General features: G+C 53.8%; 28 protein-coding genes. 5 read left to right on the forward strand and 23 right to left on the reverse strand.

Annotation, left to right across the window (positions count from 1 at the left end):
• Positions 1-246 precede the first annotated feature (246 nt).
• The 3 genes from B5F54_RS16280 to B5F54_RS18330 all read left to right on the forward strand — a co-directional run bounded on the left by B5F54_RS16280 (position 247) and on the right by B5F54_RS18330 (position 3,834).
• Positions 247-2,169 carry a glycosyl hydrolase family 18 protein gene (locus tag B5F54_RS16280; protein ID WP_140400407.1) on the forward strand — a complete coding sequence of 641 codons (1,923 nt, stop codon included), beginning with the start codon at positions 247-249 and terminating at the stop codon, positions 2,167-2,169.
• A gap of 500 nt (positions 2,170-2,669) precedes the next feature.
• On the forward strand, positions 2,670-3,038 hold the full coding sequence (locus B5F54_RS16285; protein WP_087235231.1) for a hypothetical protein: 369 nt from the start codon (positions 2,670-2,672) through the stop codon (positions 3,036-3,038).
• Between the two features lie 130 nt (positions 3,039-3,168).
• Complete coding sequence (locus tag B5F54_RS18330) at positions 3,169-3,834, forward strand: hypothetical protein (RefSeq protein ID WP_330396787.1); 666 nt, start codon at positions 3,169-3,171, stop codon at positions 3,832-3,834.
• Between the two features lie 106 nt (positions 3,835-3,940).
• Here the strand turns inward: B5F54_RS18330 and B5F54_RS16295 are convergent, their stop codons facing one another.
• The 7 genes from B5F54_RS16295 to B5F54_RS16320 form a co-directional block, all read right to left on the reverse strand.
• Positions 3,941-5,422, reverse strand: coding sequence for a recombinase family protein (locus B5F54_RS16295; RefSeq protein WP_072853906.1), 1,482 nt, complete (start codon positions 5,420-5,422; stop codon positions 3,941-3,943).
• Between the two features lie 89 nt (positions 5,423-5,511).
• The gene (locus B5F54_RS17795; protein ID WP_172749777.1) at positions 5,512-5,688 is read right to left on the reverse strand and encodes a hypothetical protein; all 177 of its coding nucleotides are present in this window, start codon (positions 5,686-5,688) and stop codon (positions 5,512-5,514) included.
• Positions 5,689-5,797: 109 nt separating this feature from the next.
• Positions 5,798-5,998 (reverse strand): hypothetical protein, encoded by a 201-nt coding sequence (locus tag B5F54_RS16300; RefSeq protein ID WP_072852369.1) that lies wholly within the window; start codon positions 5,996-5,998, stop codon positions 5,798-5,800.
• A 196-nt stretch (positions 5,999-6,194) separates the two neighbouring features.
• Positions 6,195-6,617, reverse strand: a complete 423-nt coding sequence (locus B5F54_RS16305) for an RNA polymerase subunit sigma-24 (protein WP_072852367.1) — start codon at positions 6,615-6,617, stop codon at positions 6,195-6,197.
• A gap of 499 nt (positions 6,618-7,116) precedes the next feature.
• Positions 7,117-7,740 carry a hypothetical protein gene (locus B5F54_RS16310; protein ID WP_172749776.1) on the reverse strand — a complete coding sequence of 208 codons (624 nt, stop codon included), beginning with the start codon at positions 7,738-7,740 and terminating at the stop codon, positions 7,117-7,119.
• A gap of 57 nt (positions 7,741-7,797) precedes the next feature.
• Complete coding sequence (locus B5F54_RS16315; protein ID WP_072852363.1) at positions 7,798-9,057, reverse strand: M56 family metallopeptidase; 1,260 nt, start codon at positions 9,055-9,057, stop codon at positions 7,798-7,800.
• A 3-nt stretch (positions 9,058-9,060) separates the two neighbouring features.
• Complete coding sequence (locus tag B5F54_RS16320) at positions 9,061-9,426, reverse strand: BlaI/MecI/CopY family transcriptional regulator (protein ID WP_072852361.1); 366 nt, start codon at positions 9,424-9,426, stop codon at positions 9,061-9,063.
• 195 nt (positions 9,427-9,621) lie between these two features.
• Between B5F54_RS16320 and B5F54_RS16325 the strand changes: the two genes are divergently transcribed.
• A complete protein-coding gene (locus tag B5F54_RS16325; protein WP_072852359.1) occupies positions 9,622-9,981 on the forward strand; it encodes a helix-turn-helix transcriptional regulator in 360 nt (119 codons plus the stop codon).
• A 202-nt stretch (positions 9,982-10,183) separates the two neighbouring features.
• Here B5F54_RS16325 and B5F54_RS16330 read toward each other — a convergent pair whose 3' ends face one another.
• The 3 genes from B5F54_RS16330 to B5F54_RS16340 all read right to left on the reverse strand — a co-directional run bounded on the left by B5F54_RS16330 (position 10,184) and on the right by B5F54_RS16340 (position 12,533).
• Positions 10,184-11,530, reverse strand: a complete 1,347-nt coding sequence (locus tag B5F54_RS16330) for a relaxase/mobilization nuclease domain-containing protein (protein ID WP_072852357.1) — start codon at positions 11,528-11,530, stop codon at positions 10,184-10,186.
• A gap of 147 nt (positions 11,531-11,677) precedes the next feature.
• Positions 11,678-11,968: a CD1845 family protein gene (locus tag B5F54_RS16335; protein WP_058966430.1), complete on the reverse strand. Its 291-nt coding sequence runs from the start codon at positions 11,966-11,968 to the stop codon at positions 11,678-11,680.
• 103 nt (positions 11,969-12,071) lie between these two features.
• On the reverse strand, positions 12,072-12,533 hold the full coding sequence (locus B5F54_RS16340; RefSeq protein WP_072852355.1) for an SLOG family protein: 462 nt from the start codon (positions 12,531-12,533) through the stop codon (positions 12,072-12,074).
• A 151-nt stretch (positions 12,534-12,684) separates the two neighbouring features.
• Between B5F54_RS16340 and B5F54_RS16345 the strand changes: the two genes are divergently transcribed.
• On the forward strand, positions 12,685-12,999 hold the full coding sequence (locus tag B5F54_RS16345) for a helix-turn-helix domain-containing protein (protein WP_044992368.1): 315 nt from the start codon (positions 12,685-12,687) through the stop codon (positions 12,997-12,999).
• 142 nt (positions 13,000-13,141) lie between these two features.
• Here B5F54_RS16345 and B5F54_RS16350 read toward each other — a convergent pair whose 3' ends face one another.
• From B5F54_RS16350 to B5F54_RS16400, 13 genes are all read right to left on the reverse strand, one after another.
• Positions 13,142-13,489 carry a plasmid mobilization protein gene (locus B5F54_RS16350; RefSeq protein ID WP_072852353.1) on the reverse strand — a complete coding sequence of 116 codons (348 nt, stop codon included), beginning with the start codon at positions 13,487-13,489 and terminating at the stop codon, positions 13,142-13,144.
• Positions 13,486-13,650, reverse strand: coding sequence for a hypothetical protein (locus B5F54_RS17800; RefSeq protein ID WP_172749778.1), 165 nt, complete (start codon positions 13,648-13,650; stop codon positions 13,486-13,488). The genes B5F54_RS16350 and B5F54_RS17800 overlap by 4 nt, the downstream gene beginning before the upstream one ends.
• Positions 13,651-13,770: 120 nt before the next feature.
• Entirely contained in the window at positions 13,771-14,139 is a 369-nt protein-coding gene (locus tag B5F54_RS16355; RefSeq protein WP_072852351.1) for a cysteine-rich VLP domain-containing protein, read from the reverse strand.
• Between the two features lie 4 nt (positions 14,140-14,143).
• Positions 14,144-14,320, reverse strand: coding sequence for a hypothetical protein (locus B5F54_RS17805; RefSeq protein WP_007491259.1), 177 nt, complete (start codon positions 14,318-14,320; stop codon positions 14,144-14,146).
• Positions 14,317-15,096, reverse strand: coding sequence for a DUF4366 domain-containing protein (locus B5F54_RS16360; RefSeq protein ID WP_087235232.1), 780 nt, complete (start codon positions 15,094-15,096; stop codon positions 14,317-14,319). The genes B5F54_RS17805 and B5F54_RS16360 overlap by 4 nt, the downstream gene beginning before the upstream one ends.
• 2 nt (positions 15,097-15,098) lie before the next feature.
• Positions 15,099-15,353, reverse strand: coding sequence for a DUF4315 family protein (locus B5F54_RS16365; RefSeq protein WP_006575043.1), 255 nt, complete (start codon positions 15,351-15,353; stop codon positions 15,099-15,101).
• Between the two features lie 14 nt (positions 15,354-15,367).
• A complete protein-coding gene (locus B5F54_RS16370; protein ID WP_087235233.1) occupies positions 15,368-17,221 on the reverse strand; it encodes a C40 family peptidase in 1,854 nt (617 codons plus the stop codon).
• Positions 17,202-19,571 (reverse strand): VirB4-like conjugal transfer ATPase, CD1110 family, encoded by a 2,370-nt coding sequence (locus tag B5F54_RS16375; protein ID WP_442856138.1) that lies wholly within the window; start codon positions 19,569-19,571, stop codon positions 17,202-17,204. Before B5F54_RS16375 ends, B5F54_RS16370 begins: the two co-directional genes overlap by 20 nt.
• The gene (locus B5F54_RS16380; RefSeq protein ID WP_087235234.1) at positions 19,519-19,914 is read right to left on the reverse strand and encodes a PrgI family protein; all 396 of its coding nucleotides are present in this window, start codon (positions 19,912-19,914) and stop codon (positions 19,519-19,521) included. The genes B5F54_RS16375 and B5F54_RS16380 overlap by 53 nt, the downstream gene beginning before the upstream one ends.
• A 3-nt stretch (positions 19,915-19,917) precedes the next feature.
• Positions 19,918-20,475 (reverse strand): MT-A70 family methyltransferase, encoded by a 558-nt coding sequence (locus B5F54_RS16385; protein ID WP_207651980.1) that lies wholly within the window; start codon positions 20,473-20,475, stop codon positions 19,918-19,920.
• Positions 20,476-20,492: 17 nt separating this feature from the next.
• Positions 20,493-21,287: a DNA-methyltransferase gene (locus B5F54_RS16390; protein ID WP_087235236.1), complete on the reverse strand. Its 795-nt coding sequence runs from the start codon at positions 21,285-21,287 to the stop codon at positions 20,493-20,495.
• Positions 21,277-21,528 (reverse strand): hypothetical protein, encoded by a 252-nt coding sequence (locus B5F54_RS16395; protein ID WP_087235237.1) that lies wholly within the window; start codon positions 21,526-21,528, stop codon positions 21,277-21,279. Before B5F54_RS16395 ends, B5F54_RS16390 begins: the two co-directional genes overlap by 11 nt.
• 14 nt (positions 21,529-21,542) lie before the next feature.
• On the reverse strand, positions 21,543-22,292 hold a 750-nt coding region (locus B5F54_RS16400; RefSeq protein WP_242969731.1), incomplete at its 5' end, for a VirB6/TrbL-like conjugal transfer protein, CD1112 family.

The following is a 22,292-nucleotide window of genomic DNA, read 5'->3' on the forward strand; positions in this document are numbered from 1 at the left end:
TCCTTTCGGCATAATAATGCACCCCACTTGTTATTCAGTATATCATACTGTCTAACAAATGGGGTGCAGTTCAAAATTGGAAGCCCCGGTTTTTTCTTAGGTACTTCAAATAGGAACAACGCCCGCCTCCGATCCACGTAAAAACTCTAAAATTCCAGCCGATGCTGTGGCGCTTCCTGGATATTTCTGAGGAATGTATCCATACTAGTAGAAACGATTTTCCAGCAGGAAGGCAAGGTGAATGCTGTGTTGACACCAAGTATCAAGCTCGTCCCCAATAGTGATGAGACATATGACCTGATTCTTGAATACAATGGAATCGATGTCGAATTCGCAGAAGAATTGGATGTACAGAAGAGCATTAAATCCCATTCCAAAACCATTACAAAATCCATCTTATCACAGGCCAAAAAGGTAAAAATCAAAAGTGTAAAGGTGTTGGTTTCCGGCGTACTGGTAGCTACAGTAGCTTTTTCCTCTTTTTTATCGGCCCTTGCAACAACGGACCGGTATATCATGGGGTATCTATACCGAGGAAATGACATCCAGCAGATTGAATATGTTAATCAAACTAACAATGCACTGGACACGGTTTCTCCAAGTTACTTCAATATTCGTGAGGACGGAAGCTTAAAGTTAAATTATTTGAGTTCCTATTTCATTAAAAGTATGCACGATCGCGGGATCAAGGTAGTGCCATTTCTGAGCAACCACTGGAACCGTACCGCAGGAATCAACGCCCTACAGAACGTAGAATCGCTTTCCACGCAAATCGCGGATTACATCGAAGAGTACAATCTAGATGGCGTAAATGTGGATATTGAAAATGTCACCCACGAACAACGGGATCAATACACGGAATTTGTCCGGCTTTTGCGGGAAAAAGTCCCTGCCCATAAGGAGATTTCCGTCGCAGTTGCAGCCAATCCTAACAACTGGCAGGTTGGTTGGCATGGGTCCTACGATTATTCTGCACTTGCTGAATATGCTGACCATCTTTTGATTATGGCTTATGACGAACACTATGAAGGCAGTGAGGCAGGACCCGTTGCAAGCATTAACTTTGTGGAAAATTCTATCAAATATGCGCTCAGTAAAACGGCCCCAGACAAAATTGTTGTGGGCGTCCCCTTTTATGGCCGCGTTTGGAGTTTGGATGACAACCGGATTGTCGGCAAAGGAGCCAGCACAAAAACCATCCAGGAGATCATTCAAAATTGCGATGCAACCGTAACCTACGATGAGGCCAGCCAATCAGCTAAAGTAGAATTCACCATTACGGAATCCAGCGGCCAATATACCGTTGGCGGGGATTTTGTGCTACAGCCCGGCCGGTACGTCGCTTGGTTTGAAACCGACCAATCCTATCAGGAAAAGTTAAACCTGATTGAAAAATATAACCTCAAGGGCGCCGGGGCTTGGTCGTTGGGACAGGAAGACATCTCCATTTGGGATCATTATGAAGACTGGGTAAACGGAGATGTGGCAGACGAAGAGCTGGGGGCCGATCCTCCAATAGTGGAGCTACCTGCGCCGCCAACTGGCGATTCTACAGATTCTCCTTCGGAAGAGACGTACTCAAATGCTTGGATCAAAGCAGATCAAATCAACGTGCCAATTTATAAAAATGAAAACTTGAAGGGAAAAATCGTCGCAACGCTCTCCGGTGGTACTGCGGTTACCGTTCTGAAAGAGGCCGGCAATGGGGCTTATCAAGTGCAGCTTTCTGACGATCAAGTTGGTTATATCTCTTCGTCCTATGTCACATTTGAAAAACAAGAACCTACACCAGAACAAATTCCAGATTCTTCCACCCCATCCGTTCCCTCCTCGGAAACGTTTCTCTATGAAGTAAAAGCTGGCGATTCGCTCTGGAAACTTGCGGAACGGTATCTGGGGGACGGGAGCCGGTATCCGGAAATCATGGAACTGAACGGTCTGACCTCTACCACCATCTTTCAAGGGATGCAATTGCAAATCCCAGGAAGTTCCGAAGGAAGCCAACCAGGGGACTCCTATGTAAATTATACGGTAAAGCGAGGGGACTCATTGTGGAAGATCGCACGGGCACAGCTCGGTTCTGGAAGCCGGTATCCCGAAATTATGGAACTGAACGGTCTGACAAGCGCCACGATCTATCCGGGGCAGATCCTAAAATTGCCGAAATAGTCCCCGGCATTCGTGGCGTTTGACCAGTCGAAAAATATCTTATCCTTTAAGAGGCAATCAAAGATTTATGAGAACTGCATATAACCTTCGGGCGTGCACCGAACGAACAACGGGGCTTCAGTTTGAAGCCCCGTTGTTTATATGAACCCAATCCCGTGTAAACAGGTGGAAAATGGCAGAGGCCGTTGATCCAGCCATCTCTTTTTGGGACCGTGCCGTTTCTGTAGACCTCCACCGCTTTCTTTAATTCTTACGGCGCCAGCTGCTTCCGCTTGCCGTGCTGGGCCACAGTTACCCTGGGGCAAACCAATCGCTACTTTAGTTTGGTCCCGCGGCCCATCATATGGCGCATTTTTTATGAAAAAGCCTCCTTTTCTTTTAGAAGAAAAAGTTTTTAATAACTCAAAAACAATTCGTAATCAATTCCCAAACATAGTGCTTTTATTATAAAGACATCAAGTGCGGGAGCACAAAATAAAGATTCGTGGAGGCTGTTTGAAATGAAGAAAAAAGATTTTATTACCCTGATCATGAGTACGGTAGGCGGTATCCTATTTGCTCTGGGAATGTGTATGGCGCTATTACCCGAATGGGGCGCAATGGTACCGGGCGTTGTCATCGGCATCATCGGCGCTGTAATCCTGCTGGTCATGATTCTTGTCCGTCGGAAGATGGATGGCAAACCCGCCATTGTTTTCAATGGGAAGGCTATTGGCACCACCCTGTTGGGTGTGTTCGGGGCCATTGTCCTTGGCGTGGGCATGTGCATGACCATGGTTTGGAGCATGATGATTCCCGGTATCATCGTTGGTATAATCGGCATCGTAGCACTGCTCTGCCTCATTCCCGTGGTCAAGGGCTTGAAATAAGGAGGAAGTCTTATGACAAGATGGATTTTTTCGATCACAGCTGGCGTCACAGCATTGGCAGGGCTAGCAATCGCAGGGAAGTATTTTGTTCGCAAACATAACAAATAATTCTATTAAGGAGGCATTCATTATGGCAAAATCCAAGCTGGTTCAGGCTAACGAAAAAATTGCCGAAGGCGTAGTCGGCGGATACAAAAAAATTGAAAACGGCGTTGTGGGCGGTTTTATGAAGATGGAAGAGGGAGTCGTAAACGGATTCAATAAGATCACGGATAAATTTGTCGATGAGTTCCTTACAAAAGACGGAGAGTCCGTGGAAGATGCCAAAAAGCGCCTTGCCCAGGAACAGGAAGCCAGGGAACACTCTCCAAAAGTGAAGAAGCAATCCACTCCATCCAGAAATATGGAAGATGCAATCCGTGACCGTCTTGAAAACGGCTTTAAAACCTGGAATGGCGGCTATGGCGGGTGGCTGCAATGGTGCGACACCCTGTACGAGCCGGACGCCCATTACAATGTATATGGCCACCGCATGCCCCTGCAGCAATACAAGGACATGATGGGGCAACTTTTCCAGCACTACACCATGGAGCTTGGGGCCTTCGATAATATGATTATCCGCGATGACTGGGCGGCTATCCGCTATACGGTCAAAGTCAAGAATTTGGACTCCGGAGAAGAAATCCTACAGAACACCATGGAGTTTGTCCATTTTAAAGACAATCCAGACCCCATCGGCGTCCGCGTGGTAGAAGGATGGGCGCTCTCTGACAGCCCCCTGTCTGCCCATCATTAAAACAGGACGCCCCAAACTCCGGGCCTGAGCGCACCCTGCGTTCAGGCCTTAATTTTTTGTATTTTTAACTATTTTTTACAAAGGCATAATGCCAAGTGAAAAGATTTTAGATTTTCCAGTGGATTGTAACTTCCTCACTGGTAGCGTCAATTTGTGATATGAGAATATCAACCACCTTGCGCTTATCGTCAAAGCTAACGGACTCCCAATCATCCAGATAGCCCGTAATGCTGTCAATCTGTGAAGCGGAAACGGAATTAGCGGTGAGATCGGCCACCAGCTTTAGCTGCTTTTGACGTTCCGCGTCCAGTTCCTCAATGCGGGTATTTGCGTATTGCAGGAGCAGCGGGTTTGCCCCGGACAAAGTGTCCAGAAGTTTCTCGATCTCGCTCTCCGTCTTTGCAAGGGCAACACGGGCGGCGGTCAGCTTCGGATTGTAGCTTTGTTCCTTTCCGCCTTTCAGCGTGTGGAATTTCCGCATCTTCTTAACCATCTCGCCGTACACAAACGCCTCCATGTTTTGCGCTGTCAGCGTACCAGCCCCCTCACAGCTCCCGTTTTCCGCCCGCTGTTTGCACCGCAGGTAGGTAACGCCATTTTGGGCTCTCAGAGCAGCCAGCGCATAGCCGCAGCGCCCGCACTTGATTTTCCCGGCCAGCCATGTATTATGGCATTTGCGGCCATTCTGGAAAGAGGTGTTCTGTGACAGCTTGCGCTGAACAGTCAGCCAGAGCTGGGAAGAAATGCGGCCCTGGTGCGGGGCAATCACAAGAATTGGCTCTTCGCCCTCGCGCCCTTGATAGAGATAACAGCTATTGTCCCCTGTGAACATTTCCGGGGGACTTTCGATTTTTACGCCCTGGGCCTTGAAGTATTCGTAGATGTCCATATCAGCCTGGACATAAACGGGGTTTCTCAGCAGTTTAGAGATAAAGGCCCGTTGCAGCGCCTTGTCATAGACCTTGATGGAATGTTTGACAAAGTACCGGGTTATATCGCCGTAGGAATTGCCCGGCTCCGCATACATTTGAAACATGAGCTCGGCAAAATCCATTTCCGCATTTTCCACCAGCTTCTTTGTCTTGATCCCGTCCATGACGATGGGCTCGGTATCAAAGCCGTATGGCGTCCGGCCCCGCATATAGTAGCCTTTGGCACACCGGGAATAGAAAGCGTCCTGCACACGCATCTGGATGCTCTCGCGTTCAAGCTGGGCAAAGACAATGCAGATATTGAGCATCGCCCGGCCCATTGGGGTGGAGGTATCAAATTTTTCCGTACAGGAAACAAACTCCACATCGTATTGCTTGAACAGCTCCATGAGCTTTGCAAAGTCTACAATGGAGCGGCTGATCCGATCCAGCTTGTAGACAATCACCCGCTTAATCAGGCCCAGCCGGATGTCCTGCAAGAGCCGCTGAAAGTCGGGACGCTCAATGTTCTTGCCGGAATACCCTTTGTCTTTGTATTCCTTACCCTCACCGCCTTTTAACTCATATCGGCAAAATTCAAATTGACTTTCAATGCTGATACTGTCCTTTTTGTCAATCGACTGCCGCCCGTAAATTGCATCAATTCTATTATCCATAATTAGCTCCCTTTCTGTTCGTTGGGAGCCAACCTACAAGTATATTATACCTCTGCCGCCCCCTTACAACAAGGATGACTCCGGCCTGCCTACCCCCGCTGCCCGGCATACTTGCGGAACACTTCAAACAGCCGCCGCTCGATCTCGCGGTTGTGCTTTTCCAGCTCCTGCGGGGAAAAAACGGGGGTGAGATTTTTGACGGTGATTGTCCGATCTCCGAGAACAGCCGTTTTGATTTCACTTTCATATTTGACTTGCGCCTGCATAAAATCCCTCCCATACAATCAAAGAATGTTTTGAAGCATAACAAAGGCCAGCACCACGAAAGTGCTGGCCTTTGGCTGGATATGTACCTCTGGACACTTTGTCCAGAAGTCAGTAAGGGCTTTCCTCAAAGTGCTGCTGGGCCTCTTCCAAACTGCAGAAGTCGAAAACCTCATAGAGCTCCGTCACCACGCGCCGGATGTCGTTGGGAGAAAAACCGCAGTTCTCCATCGCGTAGATGACATAGCCACGGCAGGCGTTATTGCTCCACGGCTGGGACAGCATAGCAGCCAAGACAGAATCATAGTCCATTCTGTTATCCCTCACTTTCATAAATGGCGGGAAGGGCCGCGCTCATTTTCTTGCCCCGTCATAAGACAGCCATACTCGGCGGCGGCGCTCCCCCACAAAGGGGGGGCGGCGGCCTGTGGCCCCCGCACCTCCTTTGCGGAGAGAAAACCTCCTCTCACATACCACCAGAAAAAGAGGGGTGAATGGAGATGGTAACTTAGAAATTTTCCTGCAAATATTTTTTCATGCGGTCAATCCCGCATTTCACGGAGCAGCGGACGGCGCTCTTGTCCACGCCCTCCTCGCGGGCGATCTGACGGTAGCTCTTTTTCAGGATCAAATGAGCGTCCACGCGGCGGCCCTGGATCTCCGGCAGGGAGTTGAGCGCGTTCCACAGACGAAAGAACAGCTCCTTGCGATCCATGAGCTCCTGAGGGCTGGGCTCGTGCAGGCAGGCGGAGTATTCGATCCCATCGTCACAATCCAGGGAATAATAAGCCTTGTTGTAGCGTACCCGTTCCGCATGGGCGGCCTCGCGCCGCTTGCTGGCCATGAGTTCCTCCGCTACCTCGTCAGGCACCTCCACCAGCTCGTCCGTTAAGTACCAATAATAAAAATCTTTCAGATTGATCGTTGTCATAGCTTGTCCTCCATTTTGTTTCGGTTGATGGGTTGAGCAGAAACAAAATGGAAAGCTGGCGGAGAGCGGCACCCAGGGGAGCCGCCTCGCACCTCTGGACAAAGTGTCCAGAAGTCGGACAAACAAAATGCGCCTGCGCGACACAAAGCCACGCAAGCGCACGAAATAACAAATTCATTTATGTACTGCCAAATTTCACATTTACCGCCGGACTGATCCTGCTGGACGGGTGGGCTTTTTTTGACAGGTTAGGGGGGGAGAAAAGGGAAAAGGACACAGCGATACCTCCTGGACACCGCCGTATCCTTAAAAAAGGGCGACTTTAATACACCCCCCGTATTCTCATTTTTCAAAAAGAAAACGGCGGCCTTGATTTCTCAAAACCGCCGTCAGGCTACTGTATTATGTCAGGGGGGATGGATCCCCAGCCGCCAAACAGCGGTTTTTATTATCCCGTTTTCCGCGGTAGCCCCTTATGTTTAAACCTTGGTAATGTTTGTTACCGGGTAAGCGTGTACGAGATTGACAGATTGGCATCTGTGTCAGAAAGATTTTCCACGGTGATCTCAAACTCACCATCGTAAGGAGCGGTAAAGGTAATGCTCCCAGTCCCTGTTTCCAGAGTATAAGGCCAGTTTTCTCCCGAACTTGTGTTACGAATGTTGATTTTAATTGCGTTACTTCCTTCATTTTTGCACTCAAGCACAAATGTATCGCCTTGTTTCCAACTTCCGACACCAAGCGTTACTGGCGCATCTTTCGCAAGTGATATAAAACTATCTCCTGTGTCATCGAGAATGTTTTTTGAATTATCATTCTGAACTTCAACTAAAGTTAAACCATTATAATTAGAAATGAACCATACATCACTTGAATTAGTCTCATTAGTAACATCCACCATTTGCAGGTTACAATCAGAAATGAAGTGTACGTCGCTTGAATCAACCTCACCAGTCACATCCACCTTCTGAAAGTTACCGTCTACGTCAATCAGAACTGCGTCACTCCGGCTAATATGTGAGCCATTATCATTAGTTGCAGTAGCGGCAAACGCCGTAGTTGCACCAGCAATCAAGACAAGTGCCAAAATACAGGCCCCAATAGATATCTTTTTGAATTTCATAATTGCTTCATTCCTTTCTGAAATTGCATTGTTCGTATATACAAATGCGAAAAGCAATTAGTCCTCCCAATGCACCGTTCCCTGCTCAATTTGTTTCAAAATTTCAGCCCATTCTTCGGGCGTAAACTTGGACTCATCATCATGGCTAACAGAAACCAGGGTAATATCCATTGATTGTGCATTTTGCGTGGTACCATTGACATCCATGTGCGCCATATCCTCGATGTTTGTTACCCTGTTATCTGCCTGATTACCTTCTTCCCCCACACGCTGTACCAGAGTGGTATTTCCAATTTCCACAGCTTCCATATCCCCTACCTCTGCGGTAGAAAATCCAAGTCCCATTAGTTCCATATTGTCATCAGTCCTTGCGGCAGCAAATGCCGTAGTTGCACCAGCAATCAAGGCAAGTGCCAAAATACAGGCCCAAATAGATGTCTTTTTGAATTTCATAATTGCTTCAATCCTTTCTGAAATTGCATTTTTGCCAAAATGGTTCCATAAAGCGGACATACCGTTTCTCCGTTCCTCCATTTTAATTAACATCAGCGCATAGGAGGAACGATTTTTTACACCCGTCATACGAATAACCCAGGCATCACAAGACAATTCCGTGTCCCGGTTGGCAAGGACATACATCCCCCAAACCAGCGGATTAAACCAATGGATGCAGAGCACAGCAGCAAAGAGAATTTTTGTGATTGCGTCAAAACGACGAATGTGGACATATTCATGGGTCAGCACATACTGCAATGCAGCCTGGTCATTCCGATCAAGTTTTTTTGGCAAGAGGATCACCGGATGCAGGATGCCATAGGTCAGCGGAGAAGAAATCAAATCAGAGCTTCGCACCTCAATGGGGCGGACAATCTGGTGTGCGTTCAACCACTCTCGGATATACGGCGTATTGTCAGGGACAGACATTCTGAACTTCCGCATACTCCGCAGATAGGAGATGGAAAAATAGAGCGCCAATAGCAGTACGCCAACCAGCCAGAGTATCACAAAGATGGAAATACGCTCTGCTGCAGGACTTGAGACAACTGCACCAGTATCATAAGCGTGTCGGCTCTCCCCTGGTATGGGGAATCCGATATTTCCAGAGGGCAATTTTTGAACCACATCTGAAAAAACATCAAGGTCGATATGGATCTTGAAAGGCATTGGGATAGAGAGTGGCAGGAGCAAGCGCAGAGCTGCGATCATCCACAACGCTAAAAAGGTTGTTTTAGGCAAACGATGGATCGCCAATGCGCGGATAACCACAATGAATAAGATCAATACTCCTCCGGCCACGCTCATTTGAAATAGGCTCATGCGTTACCCCCTATTCCAATTCGCCACCATCCGGCGCAGATTTTCAATTTGTGCCCTGGATAGTTTTTGACTGCCCAGCAAAGCGGCAAACAGTTTATCAGGGGAACCGTCAAACAGTTTGCCAATCAGTTCCTCGGCCTCCGCCTCTTGCACAACCTCTTTTGCAATCAGCGCATGGCACATAAAGTTGGGTTCCCTGCGCTCAATCGCACCTTTCGCGATACACTTTTTAATCACGGTGTAGGTGGTGTTCATGTTCCAGCCAATTTCCCCTTTGAGAATATCAGAAATTTGTTTTGCGGTCTTATCACCTTCTTTCCATAGTACATCCATGACTTTTAGCTCGGAATCAAAGAGCTTAATTGCCATATCACCAAATCCTTTCTTTGAACTATTGCAATAGTTTACGCTATAATACTATCACAATAGTTTCAAGCTGTCAACACTACTCCGATAGTGCAAATGAAAACATTTTGTGAACATGAAATTATTTAGTCGGTGGTATGAAATATGTGGTCGTTCAAATAATAACACCTGAAATGTAAAATTACATTAGGTGATATTATGAAGATTGAAAGAGATGAACGACGGTTTGATTTTCACGATATAGGGCTCGCCATCAAGCGGGCAAGGGAAGCCAGCGGGATGACACAGGAGCAACTGGCCTATATTGTTGACCGGGCTCCGCGCACCATCATGTATAACGAGAATGACGGCCAGCACCCCAGCCTCAACACCTTTTATCAGATGGTGACAATGTTTGATATATCGGTAGATCAATACTTCTATCCGTCCAAAAATAAAGGGAGCGAGTGCAGAAAGCGGATTGACGCCATGCTGGGCTTCCTGGACGAAAAAGAACTGAAAATTGTAGAAGCCACCATCCAGGCGATGAAAGCGGCTAAAGAAACGGAGGATGCGTAAGAGAAGCACGCGCCTCCGTTTTTTCATGCCATGTTGCGGGGGTGCGCGTTTTGGCAAGCAATTCGGGTGTGGCCACACTCCGAAATTTTCACAGGCCGCAGGCCCGTGAAAATGCTTGTTGGGGAGCTCCCCAAACCCGCTGAACTTCTGGACACTTTGTCCAGAAGTCCCGGCGCAAGCGCCTGTTGTCGGCGGCCCGGAGCTAACGCTCCTGGGCCTTATTTTTTTGCTCGTCCGCATGGCCGAGCAGGTGATCGATATTTGCCTTGACTGCCACGGCCTGCCGCATATCCGCCTGGGCCTTGCGGTATTCCGCGTAAAGGGCTTTTTTCTTTTCGGAGAGCTCCCGGCGCTGCTTTTTCAGCGTGTCCATTTTGGGGAGCTTTGCCCCGCCCAAAAGCTCACTCATGGCCGTCTTTGCCGCCCGGTAGTCTGCCAGCTCCGCCTCGTGCTGGGCCAGATATTTTCTGCTATACCGGGCCGCCTTGTAACCGTCAAACACAGGCCGCGTCTTTGCGTACTGCACCACCGCGCCCATGAGCTCGGAGGTTTTGGAAAGGGCGGCCTCCGTGTTCCGCAGCTCCCCGGCCAGCTTGTGAGCCCGATCCACCGCCGCCTCGGTGCTTGCCGCAAGAGCCTCGTAATCGGCAAGCCCATGCTCCCGGAGATACAGGAGCGCGGCGGCCATCTGCTTTATGTTATAGACTTTGGCCCACCGCTCATAGGCCGGGCCCTTGCCCTGGGCCATGCGTTCTTGAATGTCGATGATCAGATTGACGCGCCGGGCCGGGGCCGGGCTGTCCTGGGGAAACTCCGGGATGGGCCGCTCCCCGGCAATCGCCGCCCGGATGTCATCGGGATCGAAACCGGGGCCCAGGGTGGATGCCCGCAGACGGGTGTACTTATCCTGCCCAGGGGCCAGGAACGAGATCGCGCCACCCCGCCCATGCTTCACTTGAAAGCCGGACTCCTCCATGAGCAGCAGAAACGCCGGGAAGTCGGCGGGCTTTTGCTCCAGAGCCGCCACGATCCCCAGCCGCACCCGCTGCTGGGCCGAGGGCGGCTTTTCCCCAATCCATTGTCCATAATGGAGAAAGCGGCCCTTGCTGTGCTGCTTCGGATTTTGAATGACAGACAGCTCGTGCTCAATGCACACCCGGTCAGAGAGCCGCCGCACCGCAAAGCTGGAGCCGATGAAGTTATGGAATTTCCGGGAACAGTCCTGGGCGGTTGAGTTGTAATAAATGTGGTTGTGAATGTGGCCTTTGTCAATGTGGGTACAGACAAAGAACTGATACTTGCCCTTTGTCCAGCGCATAGCCGTTTCATAGCCGATTTTGTTTGCCTCCTCCGGCGTGACCTCGCCGGGCGGGAACGCCTGCCGGATCTGAAAGAACAGGGCCCCGCGCTCCACGGCCCGGCCCGTTTCCGCCTGGTACTGGCTTTTCAGCAGCAGGAACTCAGCGGGGGCGGATGCAGGATCACAGAGATAGGCAGACACGGCCCCCAGCTTTTTCGGATTGAGCCCATAGGCAAACCGCTCCTCCATCGTCTGGATGGCCGTTTTCCCAGCCGCTACTTTGTAAGGCCGGATGTAGGTTGTAGCGATAGCCGTACCTCCTTTCCCAGCAGAAAAATCGGGCGGCGGTCTGTTCCACCCGCCGCCCGGAACTTCTGGACAAAGTGTCCAGAAGTATCAGCTTGCCATAAAATCCATCGCCGCATACTTCACACCATACAGGCGCTCCACCAGCCAGCCGCCCAGGGCCGGGAGCCCAAAGGGAGAAACCAGGAACGCCAGCACAAACATGGCGATGCAGCCTGTGGTCTGCCCGGCCAGCAGGCAAAGGATCGCCAGCAGGGACAGGCCCACACACGCCACAACGCACACAGCGCCCGCCACGCAGGACAGGAACGAGAGCACCGCCACGGCGAGGATCAGGGCCAGAATAAAGGGAGCCGCGATAATTTTTAAGATCGTCCGCATGGTTCATACCTCCTACAAAAGTTTGATATTTGCCTCTATATGTATATTATAACTCCGTAAGAGGGGGCCAACAAGGATGACTCCGGCCCGGCAGAACGCCCGCTTATACTCTGATTTCCCGCACCTCCCGTCCTATGGAGTGAGCATACCGCATGGTGAACAATGTCCCGCCGCGCTCCCGTCCATCATAGACGGCAATCACCCGTTGGGACTCCCCGGCCATGTAGCGGTTTCGCTCTAAAAAGCAAGAGGGGGCATATTCCTGGCATACTATTTTGATCCCGTCACAGGCCCGCAGCAGTTCATGGAACTGCTTATTTTTTGTTTTCAAGCGGCCCGCATAGGGGATGGCAGCCTCCAAAAACAGATCGGGGTTGTGTTCCTTTTGTTCCGCCACAATAGCCGCAAACATAAGATCGGCCCCCTCCGCAAAGCCAGAAATAAACCGGGTATATCCGTCCTGGATTGCCGCCAGCACCTCCCGCCGGAGCTCCTGCTCCACATAGCTGCTCCGCTCCTCCTGGATATTCCGATGGCCCGTCACACAACAAGTCTTTTCAAACATTAAAATCCTCTCCTTTTTTGCAATATTTAAGCCTGTGCGTATTCCAAAGATAAAGGATTTAATATCGTGTGTCAAGGAATACACAGGAAGGTATATCGCATTTCAAGGAGCTGTACGATATACAATAATGCGAGAAGGGAGGGTTGTTCCCGTGTACGAGGAATTTACTCAAAACCGTATCGCACAGTTACGGATGCAGAAGAATGTTTCGGCCCGCGATATGTCGCTGACGCTGGGCCAGAACAACAGCTATATCAATCAGATTGAGAACAAGAAAGCCCTGCCGTCTTTACAAGGTCTGTTCTATATCTGTGAATACTTCGGTATCACGCCACAGCAATTTTTTGATGATGGCAACGCCTATCCCGTCCAGCTTGCCGATCTGGTTGAGGATATGAAAAAGCTGGACGCCGCCTCACTGGAGCATATTGCGGCGATTGTGAAAGAAATGGTAGGCAACAAATAATCTCATGTGCGATGCAAGAAAGCAGGGACAAAACGGAGAGCAGCTGTTCTCCGTCTTGTCCCTATTTTTTGCGCCCACCTCTGGACAAAGTGTCCAGAAGTTGAGATAGCCGGGGAACGGCACGGGGCCGCTCCCCGGCATATCAGAGCCGCACAATGGCGGAGAGCTTTTCCAGGAGATCGGACAGGGGCCGCCACAGCTTTTCATAGTCCCGCTGCAACGCCTTGATCTCCTCCGGGTAAATGCCGCCGTAGGTATTCGCCTGGATCGCCACCTGGTTTAAGTTGTTGGAGCACCGCCGCAGGAGCGACACCAGCTCCTGGACAGGCGACAGGTCAACATGGAGCACATAGCCATTGAGAGCCATTTTCCGCATATAGGCCCCCATATTGCGGATGCCCGCCTCGGCCATACGCTCCTGGATCAGCGCCAGCTCCTCCTCGGACACCATCACATGAAGATGGATGGGGCGGCGGCGTTTCTTTGTCACCGCTCCTCACGCTCCAGGCTCCGGCTGGTGCGGGGCGGTTCCTTTACCTTGTCCAGCGCCTTGTCACGCTCCGGGGGCAGCACGGGGATCGGCGTATTGAATACCCCGGAGAGCCGCAGGGCCTCCTGGTTGATAAGCTCCTGTTTTCGCGTTTTTTCCATAATCAGCACCTCCTCTTGCTGTTGACAGCATCCGGGCCAAACAGGGGCAGGCCGTAGAAACATACGGCCCACCCCAAAAGAGGCCCCGGAAAGCTTTGTAATCAGCGGGGTTTCGGGGGCCTAATTGTCAACGCCCCAGCCCCGCTTTTTCCGCATATACTCCCGCTGTTGTCGGCGGTGGGCTTTCTTTGCACACGCCGCCGAGCAGTAAGCCTGCCGCCGATCCGGAGCAACGGGCCCGCCGCAGATAGGGCAAATCTTAAAATCCGGCCTGGGCCCCTCGGTCAAGAGGGCGGCCTCCAGCGCCGGATCGAGGGGCAGCACCGCCTCACGAAAGTAGCGGCACAGCGCCCCCGTCCAGCATTTCCCCAGCATATAGCACTCACAGTCCAGGGGCAGGCAGCCGCACTCCCGGTCATAGTTGGCACACCATTTTGTCATCAGGGCGCGGATCGCCCGTTTTTCCTCGCGTGTCAGTTCACGGGCCAAGCCGTCACCTCCCGCCAGCCGGGGCCCGCATAAGCTCCCGGTAGCAGGACACGCAGCCGATCCCGCGCCAGTAGGGACACCCGGAGCACCGGGAGCCCCTGGGCGGCTTTGCCGGGGCCGGAGCCTGGGGGCGGGGCTTCTGCTGCATCATCTTTTCATAGGGGCTGTTGGTAAACCTCATTTGTCCGCCTCCTCTCCGTCATCGTCCTCCTCGTCCCAGGGCGGGCCGTCATCGTCCTCGTCCCCGTAGCCGTCCGGCTCGTCATAGTCCGTGAGCTCGTCGCCGTAGTCCTCCTGGGGCGCGGCGGCTTTCTGCTGTTTGGGGCGCAGTACCTTGAAATAGAACGCCGCACCGCCGCCCACCAGGGCCACAGCCAGCACCGCCAGGAGCATCCCCATGTTGCCGCCCGTTTCCGGCTCGGCCTCCTCCGGGGCGGGCTCCTCGGTTGCCGTGGGCTCCGGCTCCGGCTCAACGCCCACGCACTTGCTCATATTGACGGAGCAGACGGCACAATCCGTATTGACGGCCCCCGCCTCGCATTTTTCAGAGCAGGAGCACACCGCTTGTTCCACGCCAGCGGCCTCCGCCGCAGCAAGCAGATCAGCCTCATCCACCACGCTGAAAAAGTAGGTTTCGTACTGTTCGCCCTCTTCGTCCACGGGCTTGTCATAGTCGATGACGATATAGAACGTGTTGCCGCCGCTGGTCTGGACGGTAATAAACTGCTTGTTGGTGTGCTCGTCATAGAGCAGATCGCGGGTCACAAGGTTGCCCTCTTCGGAAAAGCCCTCGCCGGGCTCAATGGTGGGCTCCGGGGCGGGAGTTTCCTCCGTCATGGTGGGATCGCCGTAGTCCGCGCCCTCGCCGCCGTCCGCGTAGGCATACGCCGGGACACTAAAGCCGCATAAAAGAACGACGGCGCAGAGCGCCGCCGCCATCACCCGAAAGCATTTCATCTTCAATTTTCCTCCTTTCCGCCGTCCTCGGACTTCTGGACACTTTGTCCAGAGGTGCCGCTGTCCCGGAGCCGCTGGAGCACCAGGGGCAGCTCCTCCAGGGAAACGCTCATGCCCCGCACGATGTCCACGATCTCCTCGTTTTCCGCCTCCCGGTGCTTTTGCTCCAGCTCTTTCAGCCGGGCCTGCTGTTCGCTGATTTTGGCCTTGACCTTATCAATCTCGGCCTGGATTTTTTGGCTTTTGCTTGCCGCCATAGATAACCTCCTTGTCAGGGTAAACGCCTGTAGGCGTAGAAATGAGATTGCCAGTAGCTTGTATTCAGGTTTGCATATTGGATGGGATCGCCACAATGGATCATCATCCCGTCCCCCACATAGATGCCACAATGGGACACGCCCGCCGTGTCATAGGTGCCGACAAAGAACACCAGATCGCCGGGGCGGGGTGCGCTGGTGGGGGTGCAGATGTTATAAAGCCCCTGGGCTCCCAGGCGGCCCACATTCCAGCCGGAGTGATTGATCACCCAGGACACAAAGCCGGAGCAGTCAAAGGACGTGGCCGGAGAGCTGCCGCCCCATACATAGGGATAGCCCAGGTATTTCTCCGCCTCTTCCAAAATGGCCGCAAAGGTTTCATCGTCCAGATATTCCTCCGGCACGTCATAGTCAGCAGGCGGGTTTGTAATGTATTTCTCCACATAGGCCGACTCCGGGAACAGATCGGGCCTGTTTCCTAGGGTGGACATATAGAGAGCGTAACGGGCCATCTGCTCCTCGCTCATAATTTCCAGGGGCAGATGGGAAAGGTTTTTGTTTTCCAGCGTGACATAGCAGATGTAGTAATTGTAGGGCACCTCCACTGTGTAGGAATTGCCCTCGCTGTCCGTCCGGCTTTCCGTCCGATACCGCACCTCCACCGCCACATCCTCAGTGAGAATGTACTGGCGGTCAAAGAGGGTTTCCAGGGTGCCCTGTACCTGATCCGCCGTCCACGCCCCCTCATGGAGCACCGACAGGATGGAGATCAGCACATAGGGATCGTGCTCAATGCTGTCCAAGTCAAAGTGGTACTCGTCATAGTCGTGGGTACTTTCGTAGTTGTCCAGGTAGTCCTGGAGCTCCGCCTCCATGCCGGAATAGGCCGCCTCCGCCGCAAGCATTTCCTCGTCCTGGGACGGGTAGGTAGTCGCACCCACCGCACCCGCCCCGGCGTTTCCAAGCGTCACCAGGGAAGAAGAACAGGACTGCATCATAAAGAGCAGGAGCACACAGGCCAGGGCCAGCAGCACCCCCACGGGATGCCGCTTCACAAAGCCCGCGATCTTCGCTCCGGCCTTTTCTGTGGCAGCGGCGGTCTTTTTGGCCGCGCTTGCCGCTCCCGTCTTTGCTGCCTCCCGCGCCCTCTTTTGATACTGCTTTTTCAAGCGGTGCTTGCGCCACATCCGGGAAACAGGGTTGCCGGACATTTCCGGGTGCTCCTGGGCGGCCATGCGGAAATGATAGTCCGCCGTGGCCTTGACATATTTGGACTCGGCCCGCTGGACAGCCTTTGCCGGATGCTGCCGGATTTTCTTTTGCACAAACCGCTTGCCATGCCGCAGGCCGGACTCGCCCACCAGCTCGGAGCGGTGGGCCCCCTCGATCCCCACGTTTTCCTGTTCATTCTCATAAATCTTGCCATGCACAAAACCGTGGGCGGCCCCGCCAGCGGCCCGGCCTATCCGCCGCACCGGGCCGGCCTTTTTGGGCGGCTTCTGTTTTGCCAGCTTATCCTTTGCCCGTTCCAGCTTTTCCCCGCGCTCCTCCATGCGGAGCTTGGACGCGGCGGCCTGCTCCTGTTTGCTTTTCTGACGGAACTTCGTCGTCGCAAACTTCGCTTTGGCTCCTTCGGCGGCGCTGCCGCCAAAATCCGCCCGCTCCGTTGCTCCTCCTCTCCCCACAAAGTCTTTTGACTTTGCGGGGCACCCCATCTTCTGGACACTTTGTCCAGAAGTGCGGTTGTCCGCAGCCCCGGCACCGCCTGGGGAGCCGCCCCCAGCGGCCCCGCCAGGATCGGCGGCGCTCTCCCAGGAGCCGGGGCGCTCCCTGGGCTCCTGTTTGGGCTTATTCGGTTTTCGCTTCATTCTTCAAATCCTCCGGACGGGTAGTCAGCAGGTTATAGATTTCTCCACGGGGGAACCGATCCACAAAGGGGATCGTCACATCCCCATAGAACAGCAGGCCCTCGCCGGAATTGCTATGGGTGATGTAGGAGAGCTGGTGCTCCGAAATGCCGAGCTGCTTTGCCAAAATTGCCCGGTCACTTTGGGCCTGGGACAGCAGGATCATAAAATCCGTGTTGTCCAGAATGGCCTCAATCTCCCGGCTGGCCAAAAGGTCTTTGACGTTCTGCGTCAGGGCCGAGGGGACGCAGCCCTTTTTGCGGAGCATTTTCCACACGGCCACAAAGTAGCTGGCGGTGAGCGCGTCCCGGAGCAGGATATGGAACTCGTCAAAATAGCACCAGGTAGAAACGCCGCTGTGAAAATTCACATTGACCGCCGAAGTTACAAAGTCATTGGTAACGTGCATGGCGATCTTGCGGAGGTTTTCTCCCAACCCTTTGAGAACGATGCACACAATATGGGACGTGAGCTTTACGTTGGTCTGGTGGTTGAACAGGTTAAGGGAGCCGGTGCAATAGAGCTCCAGGGCGGTTGCCACACGGCGGGCCTCCGGCTCCGGCTGTTTGAGAAGCTCCTCGTACAAGTCCTGGAGCAAGGGCGGCTTGCCGTCCCCGATCCCCAGGGCCATGTCCCGGTAGATCAGCCGCACACAGCGGTCAATCACGGTCTTTTCGATGGGCTGCAAGCCGTCCTTGCCGCCCACCACCAGCTCACACAGGGACAACAAAAAATCCGCTTTCATGGAAAGCGGGCTTTCGTCATCGTCCAGGTCAAGCTGGATGTCCATAGGGTTGATATGGCTGGGAGAGCCGGGGGCGATCTCCACCACCTGGCCGCCCAGCCGCCGCACCAGCGGGGCATATTCGCCCATCGGATCGACAATGATAATGCGATCCTTTGGGATAGTGAGAAACACGTTGATGATCTCACGCTTTGCGGCAAAGGATTTTCCCGATCCGGTTGAGCCAAGATACAGGCCGTTGGCCGATTTCAGTTTTTTGCGGTCAGCCATGATGACGTTATGGGAAAGGGCGTTCATGCCGTAGTAGAGGGACGGCCCGGCCATGCGGAGCTCCCTGGTCATAAAGGGAATGAAAATCGCCGTGGAGCTGGTTGTCATGCCCCGCTGGATTTCCACCTCGTTATAGCCCAGGGCCAGCGAGGACACAAACGCCTGCTCCTGCTGCCAGTCCAGCCGCTTCAAGGCGCAGTTGTATTTCTGCGCGATGCCGCCCACGGTAAACACATCATTTTCCAACCGCTGCCGGGTGGGGGCGATATTGGTGACCGTGAACGTGAGCAGAAACATCCGCTCGTTGCGGGACTGGAGATCGGCCAGGAGCTCCGCCGCGTCCTTACTGAATGTGATGAGGTCAGGGGGCAGAATGTCGGGATCGTACCCGGCCCGCACCGCCTTGCGCTGTTCCTCCACTTTCATTTTGCCGATGTCGGAGAGCTTGCCCTTGATGGTCTTAATGGCTTTGAGCTGATCCACCGTCTGAATGTGCATGGTAACGGTCATTTCCGCATCCAGCTCCAAGATTTCCGCCAGGAGCTTGTCAGAGAGCTCGGACGCCAAAATCTGCAAGTAGGACGCAGCGCCCCAATACTGGCCCACCCGGAACGTCCGGGATTGCCGGAAGTCGAAGCTGTCCGGGGCGATAAAGTCCTTTGTCCCCATGCCCGTCCGGGGAATGTCCTGCCAGGAGAAGCGGAACGGCTCCCGGCTGCCGGGGTGCATCTGACTGTGAAGCAGCGCCAGCCGTTCCTGCCCATCCATCGGAGCAGAGGGAACGCCCAGCCGTTTCAGATTGCCTGTCACATCGGCCTCCACCCGTTCCAGGCGGGGCCGCGCCTCCGCGATCCCCTCGGCGGGCAGCCCAAACGTGATGTATTTAGACCGCTCGATGCCGTTGTTGCTTTTGGCAATTTGATTTTTCAGCATACTTGTGAACTCGGCCCGGATGCTGTCAAAGTCATCCTGTGCCGGGGGGATATTGACCTTGTACTTGCTCCGGGAACGGGAACGGCGGTTGATAAAGGAGAGCTGGAACGGCAGGGAGCTGTCAAAATAATTGAGGAACGAGCTCCACCCACCGAAAATCGCCGTCTGATCCTCGGTAGAAGCCACGGAATAATTGATGTCCTCATATTCCACGGCTTTCGTGTAGAGCCCACCGGGGAGCTGGCACACCCCGTCCGGGTGCATCACCAGATAAGGGATCGTCTGCTGGGCAGACAGCGCAGCTTTCCGGTTAGCGGCCTTTCCGGAGCCGCGCTTTGGGCTTTTTACTTTTTGCAATCGCATCCTCCTTTCTCACAGCGCCCCGCTGGGTAAACAGGGCATAGATATTTTCCGTCTGGTAGGGCCTCACCCCAGGCCGCAGGAAACGGGCCCGCAGGACGTTCCGCACCACCTTTTCAAAGGGGAGCCCGTCTTTTTCGTACATCGCCAGCAGGAACGCCGGGAGCGCCACCGCCATCATCAGGAACATGGCTGCCGTGTTGCCGATGGAGCTCCGGGCCAGCAGATAGGACGGGATGCCCACCGCCGCCGCGATCCCGAAACACACAAGCTGGCGTTTCGTCAGGTTAAAGGCCAGTTTGGTCTTGATTTTGGATAAGTCATTGGGGACATTCACATAGGGCATGGATCAACCTCCTTTCGCGCCCACCTCTGGACACTTTGTCCAGAAGTCCGGGACGGTGCTTTCCACCTCGTTCCCCCACACATCCCAGCCGGGCGGGGACTGCCGGGCGAACAGCTCTACTCTGGGCACGTCGCCCATGAGGGCCACGATCTTATCACGGGCCTCGTCCGGCTTTCGGCTGTGTTCCTGGATCGGGGCAATAATGAATTGATGGACGTTTGCCGCCTGCCGTTTCGGGTGTCCCCGTGTTGCCAGCAGGCAAACCTCCGCGTTGCCCCTCGTCCAAAAGCCCAGGCCATAAAACCAGCTCTCGGACTTTCGGTTTTTCTTCAGCCAGACGAAAGCCACAGACTTATATTGAAAGCCCCATGCCTTGATCAGCCGCAGGGCCTCCGGGAGCTGCGGGAACGTAGCCCACAAAAAAAGCACGCTGTCCGGGGCCGCCAGATCAGCCACCGGGAGCGCGCATATCTCGTCAATCCCCATTGTGGGGTAATGTTTCTCCGCCGCACCCTGTAAGCCCTTTTGCGTGTAGCGCCAGGGGGGATCGGCATAGATCACAGAATACTGTCCGATAGTTACACTCCTTTCTCCCCGGCCTCCAATGCTGACCGCGCCAGACGGATGCGCTCTGTGGCGGCGGCGTAGTAGGCGGGGACGGTTTCAAAACAGATGAAGCGGCGGCCCGTATTGAGGGCAGCAACCGCTGTTGTGGCAGAGCCCGCGCAGATGTCCGCAACCACCTCGCCGGGCCGGGTGTAGGTTTTGATGAAATACTCGCACAGGGCCACCGGCTTCTGCGTGGGGTGGACGGTGCGCTGGACGGCTGGAAAGGTCAGCACGTTTCCGGGAAAGCGCAGGCCGTCCTCCGATCCGCTGCCGGAACGGGTAAATTTTCCGTAGTTGGTGCTGTTCCCGTTATTGCCCGCAATTTTCTTGTAGGGCTTGCCCTGCTCAAACTGCGGATTGTAAAGCGGGAGCTTTTGATAGAACACCAGAATATTCTCCGTCTTTTTCAGCGGAGCGCGGCGGGCGTTGAGAAACCCTGTGCAGCGGCTTTTGTACCATACCCACTCATAGCGGAGCATGGACAGGTTGGATGCCCCCAGCACCTTGTCATAGGGGCATTGTGCAAAGAACAGTACAGCGCCGTCCGGCTTGACTGCCCACTTGACCGCCTCCCACAGCTCCGGGAGTGGCAGGGGCACATCCCAAAAGTTCCGGGTGGTGCCGTAAGGCGGATCGGTCAAGAGCATATCCACAGAATGACGGGGCAGGGAGCGCAGGCCCTCAATGCCATCCATAAGGAACAGGCCCTCCGGGAGCTCCGGGGACTTCTGGACACTTTGTCCAGAGGTGCCCTTATCGGTCATCCCTGGCCTCCTTGCCCTTTGCCGGGGCGGGCCGGGCGGCGTTTTCACGGGCGGCCTGCGCCCGCCCTTCGGCTAACTGCTGGGCAATCTTCTTCGCGTCATCCCTGCCGCCCAGCAATTCCCGCTTTTGCAAAACGGACTCTGTTTCCGCCATAAAGCGGTAAACATCGGCCTGGTTGAAGTCCTCCGGCGCTTTCCCGTTCCACAGGCGCGACCCGTCGGGCCCATATCTTCTCGGCATATAACACCCCTTTCTCAATGTGCGCTAAAGATACTTCGCGCAATCGTCCCAGTTTTGAACAGCATGAAGCAGAGCAAAACCGTATAGCCCACGGTGCCCCAAATCGCCCCAATGGGATCTCCTCCCGTGGCAATTCCCTGGATCAGCACCGCATAAATCGCAACACACACCAGAATAAGCATCCCCTGGAAGCCTACGGCAAACAGGGAGCGCAGATAGTTCTGCCCGATCTGTCCCACCTCCCGATGGGAGATCGTTGCCATAGGGATGGGGGCCAAACTGGTGAGCAAATAGATTTCCAACATTCTGCCATACACCAACACAAAAATGACGATGCCCAGCGCCCACATGGTAACGCCAATGATAGAGGACTGGAGCCACAGGCCTAAAAGCGGCCCTAAATCCATCCCCTCCAGGGTGGTTTCCAGCTCCGCCATCATATCCGGCGTGATGTCCGTGGAGCCCTGGATCAGACCGCCCGCCTGGGCGATCACCGTCTGCGACACGTCAAAGACGGCCATCACAATGTTAAAGGTATTTGAGAGAATGAAGATGGCACAAGCGGTTTTGAATATCCATTTGTAGATATTCGCCACGTCAAACTCGTGCATATTGTTTTTTTCCAAAAGCATCTGAATGAGGTCATAGGTGGCAACAAAGGTCAGCACCAGCCCGGCAATCGGCAAGATCACCGTTTCGGAAAGCTGGCGGATGAGGGAAAATACCCCGGCGTTCCACGCCGCCGGGGTAGTCCCCACCTGTAC

Source organism: Anaeromassilibacillus sp. An250 (assembly GCF_002159845.1).
In the GTDB taxonomy this organism is placed as follows: domain Bacteria; phylum Bacillota; class Clostridia; order Oscillospirales; family Acutalibacteraceae; genus Anaeromassilibacillus; species Anaeromassilibacillus stercoravium.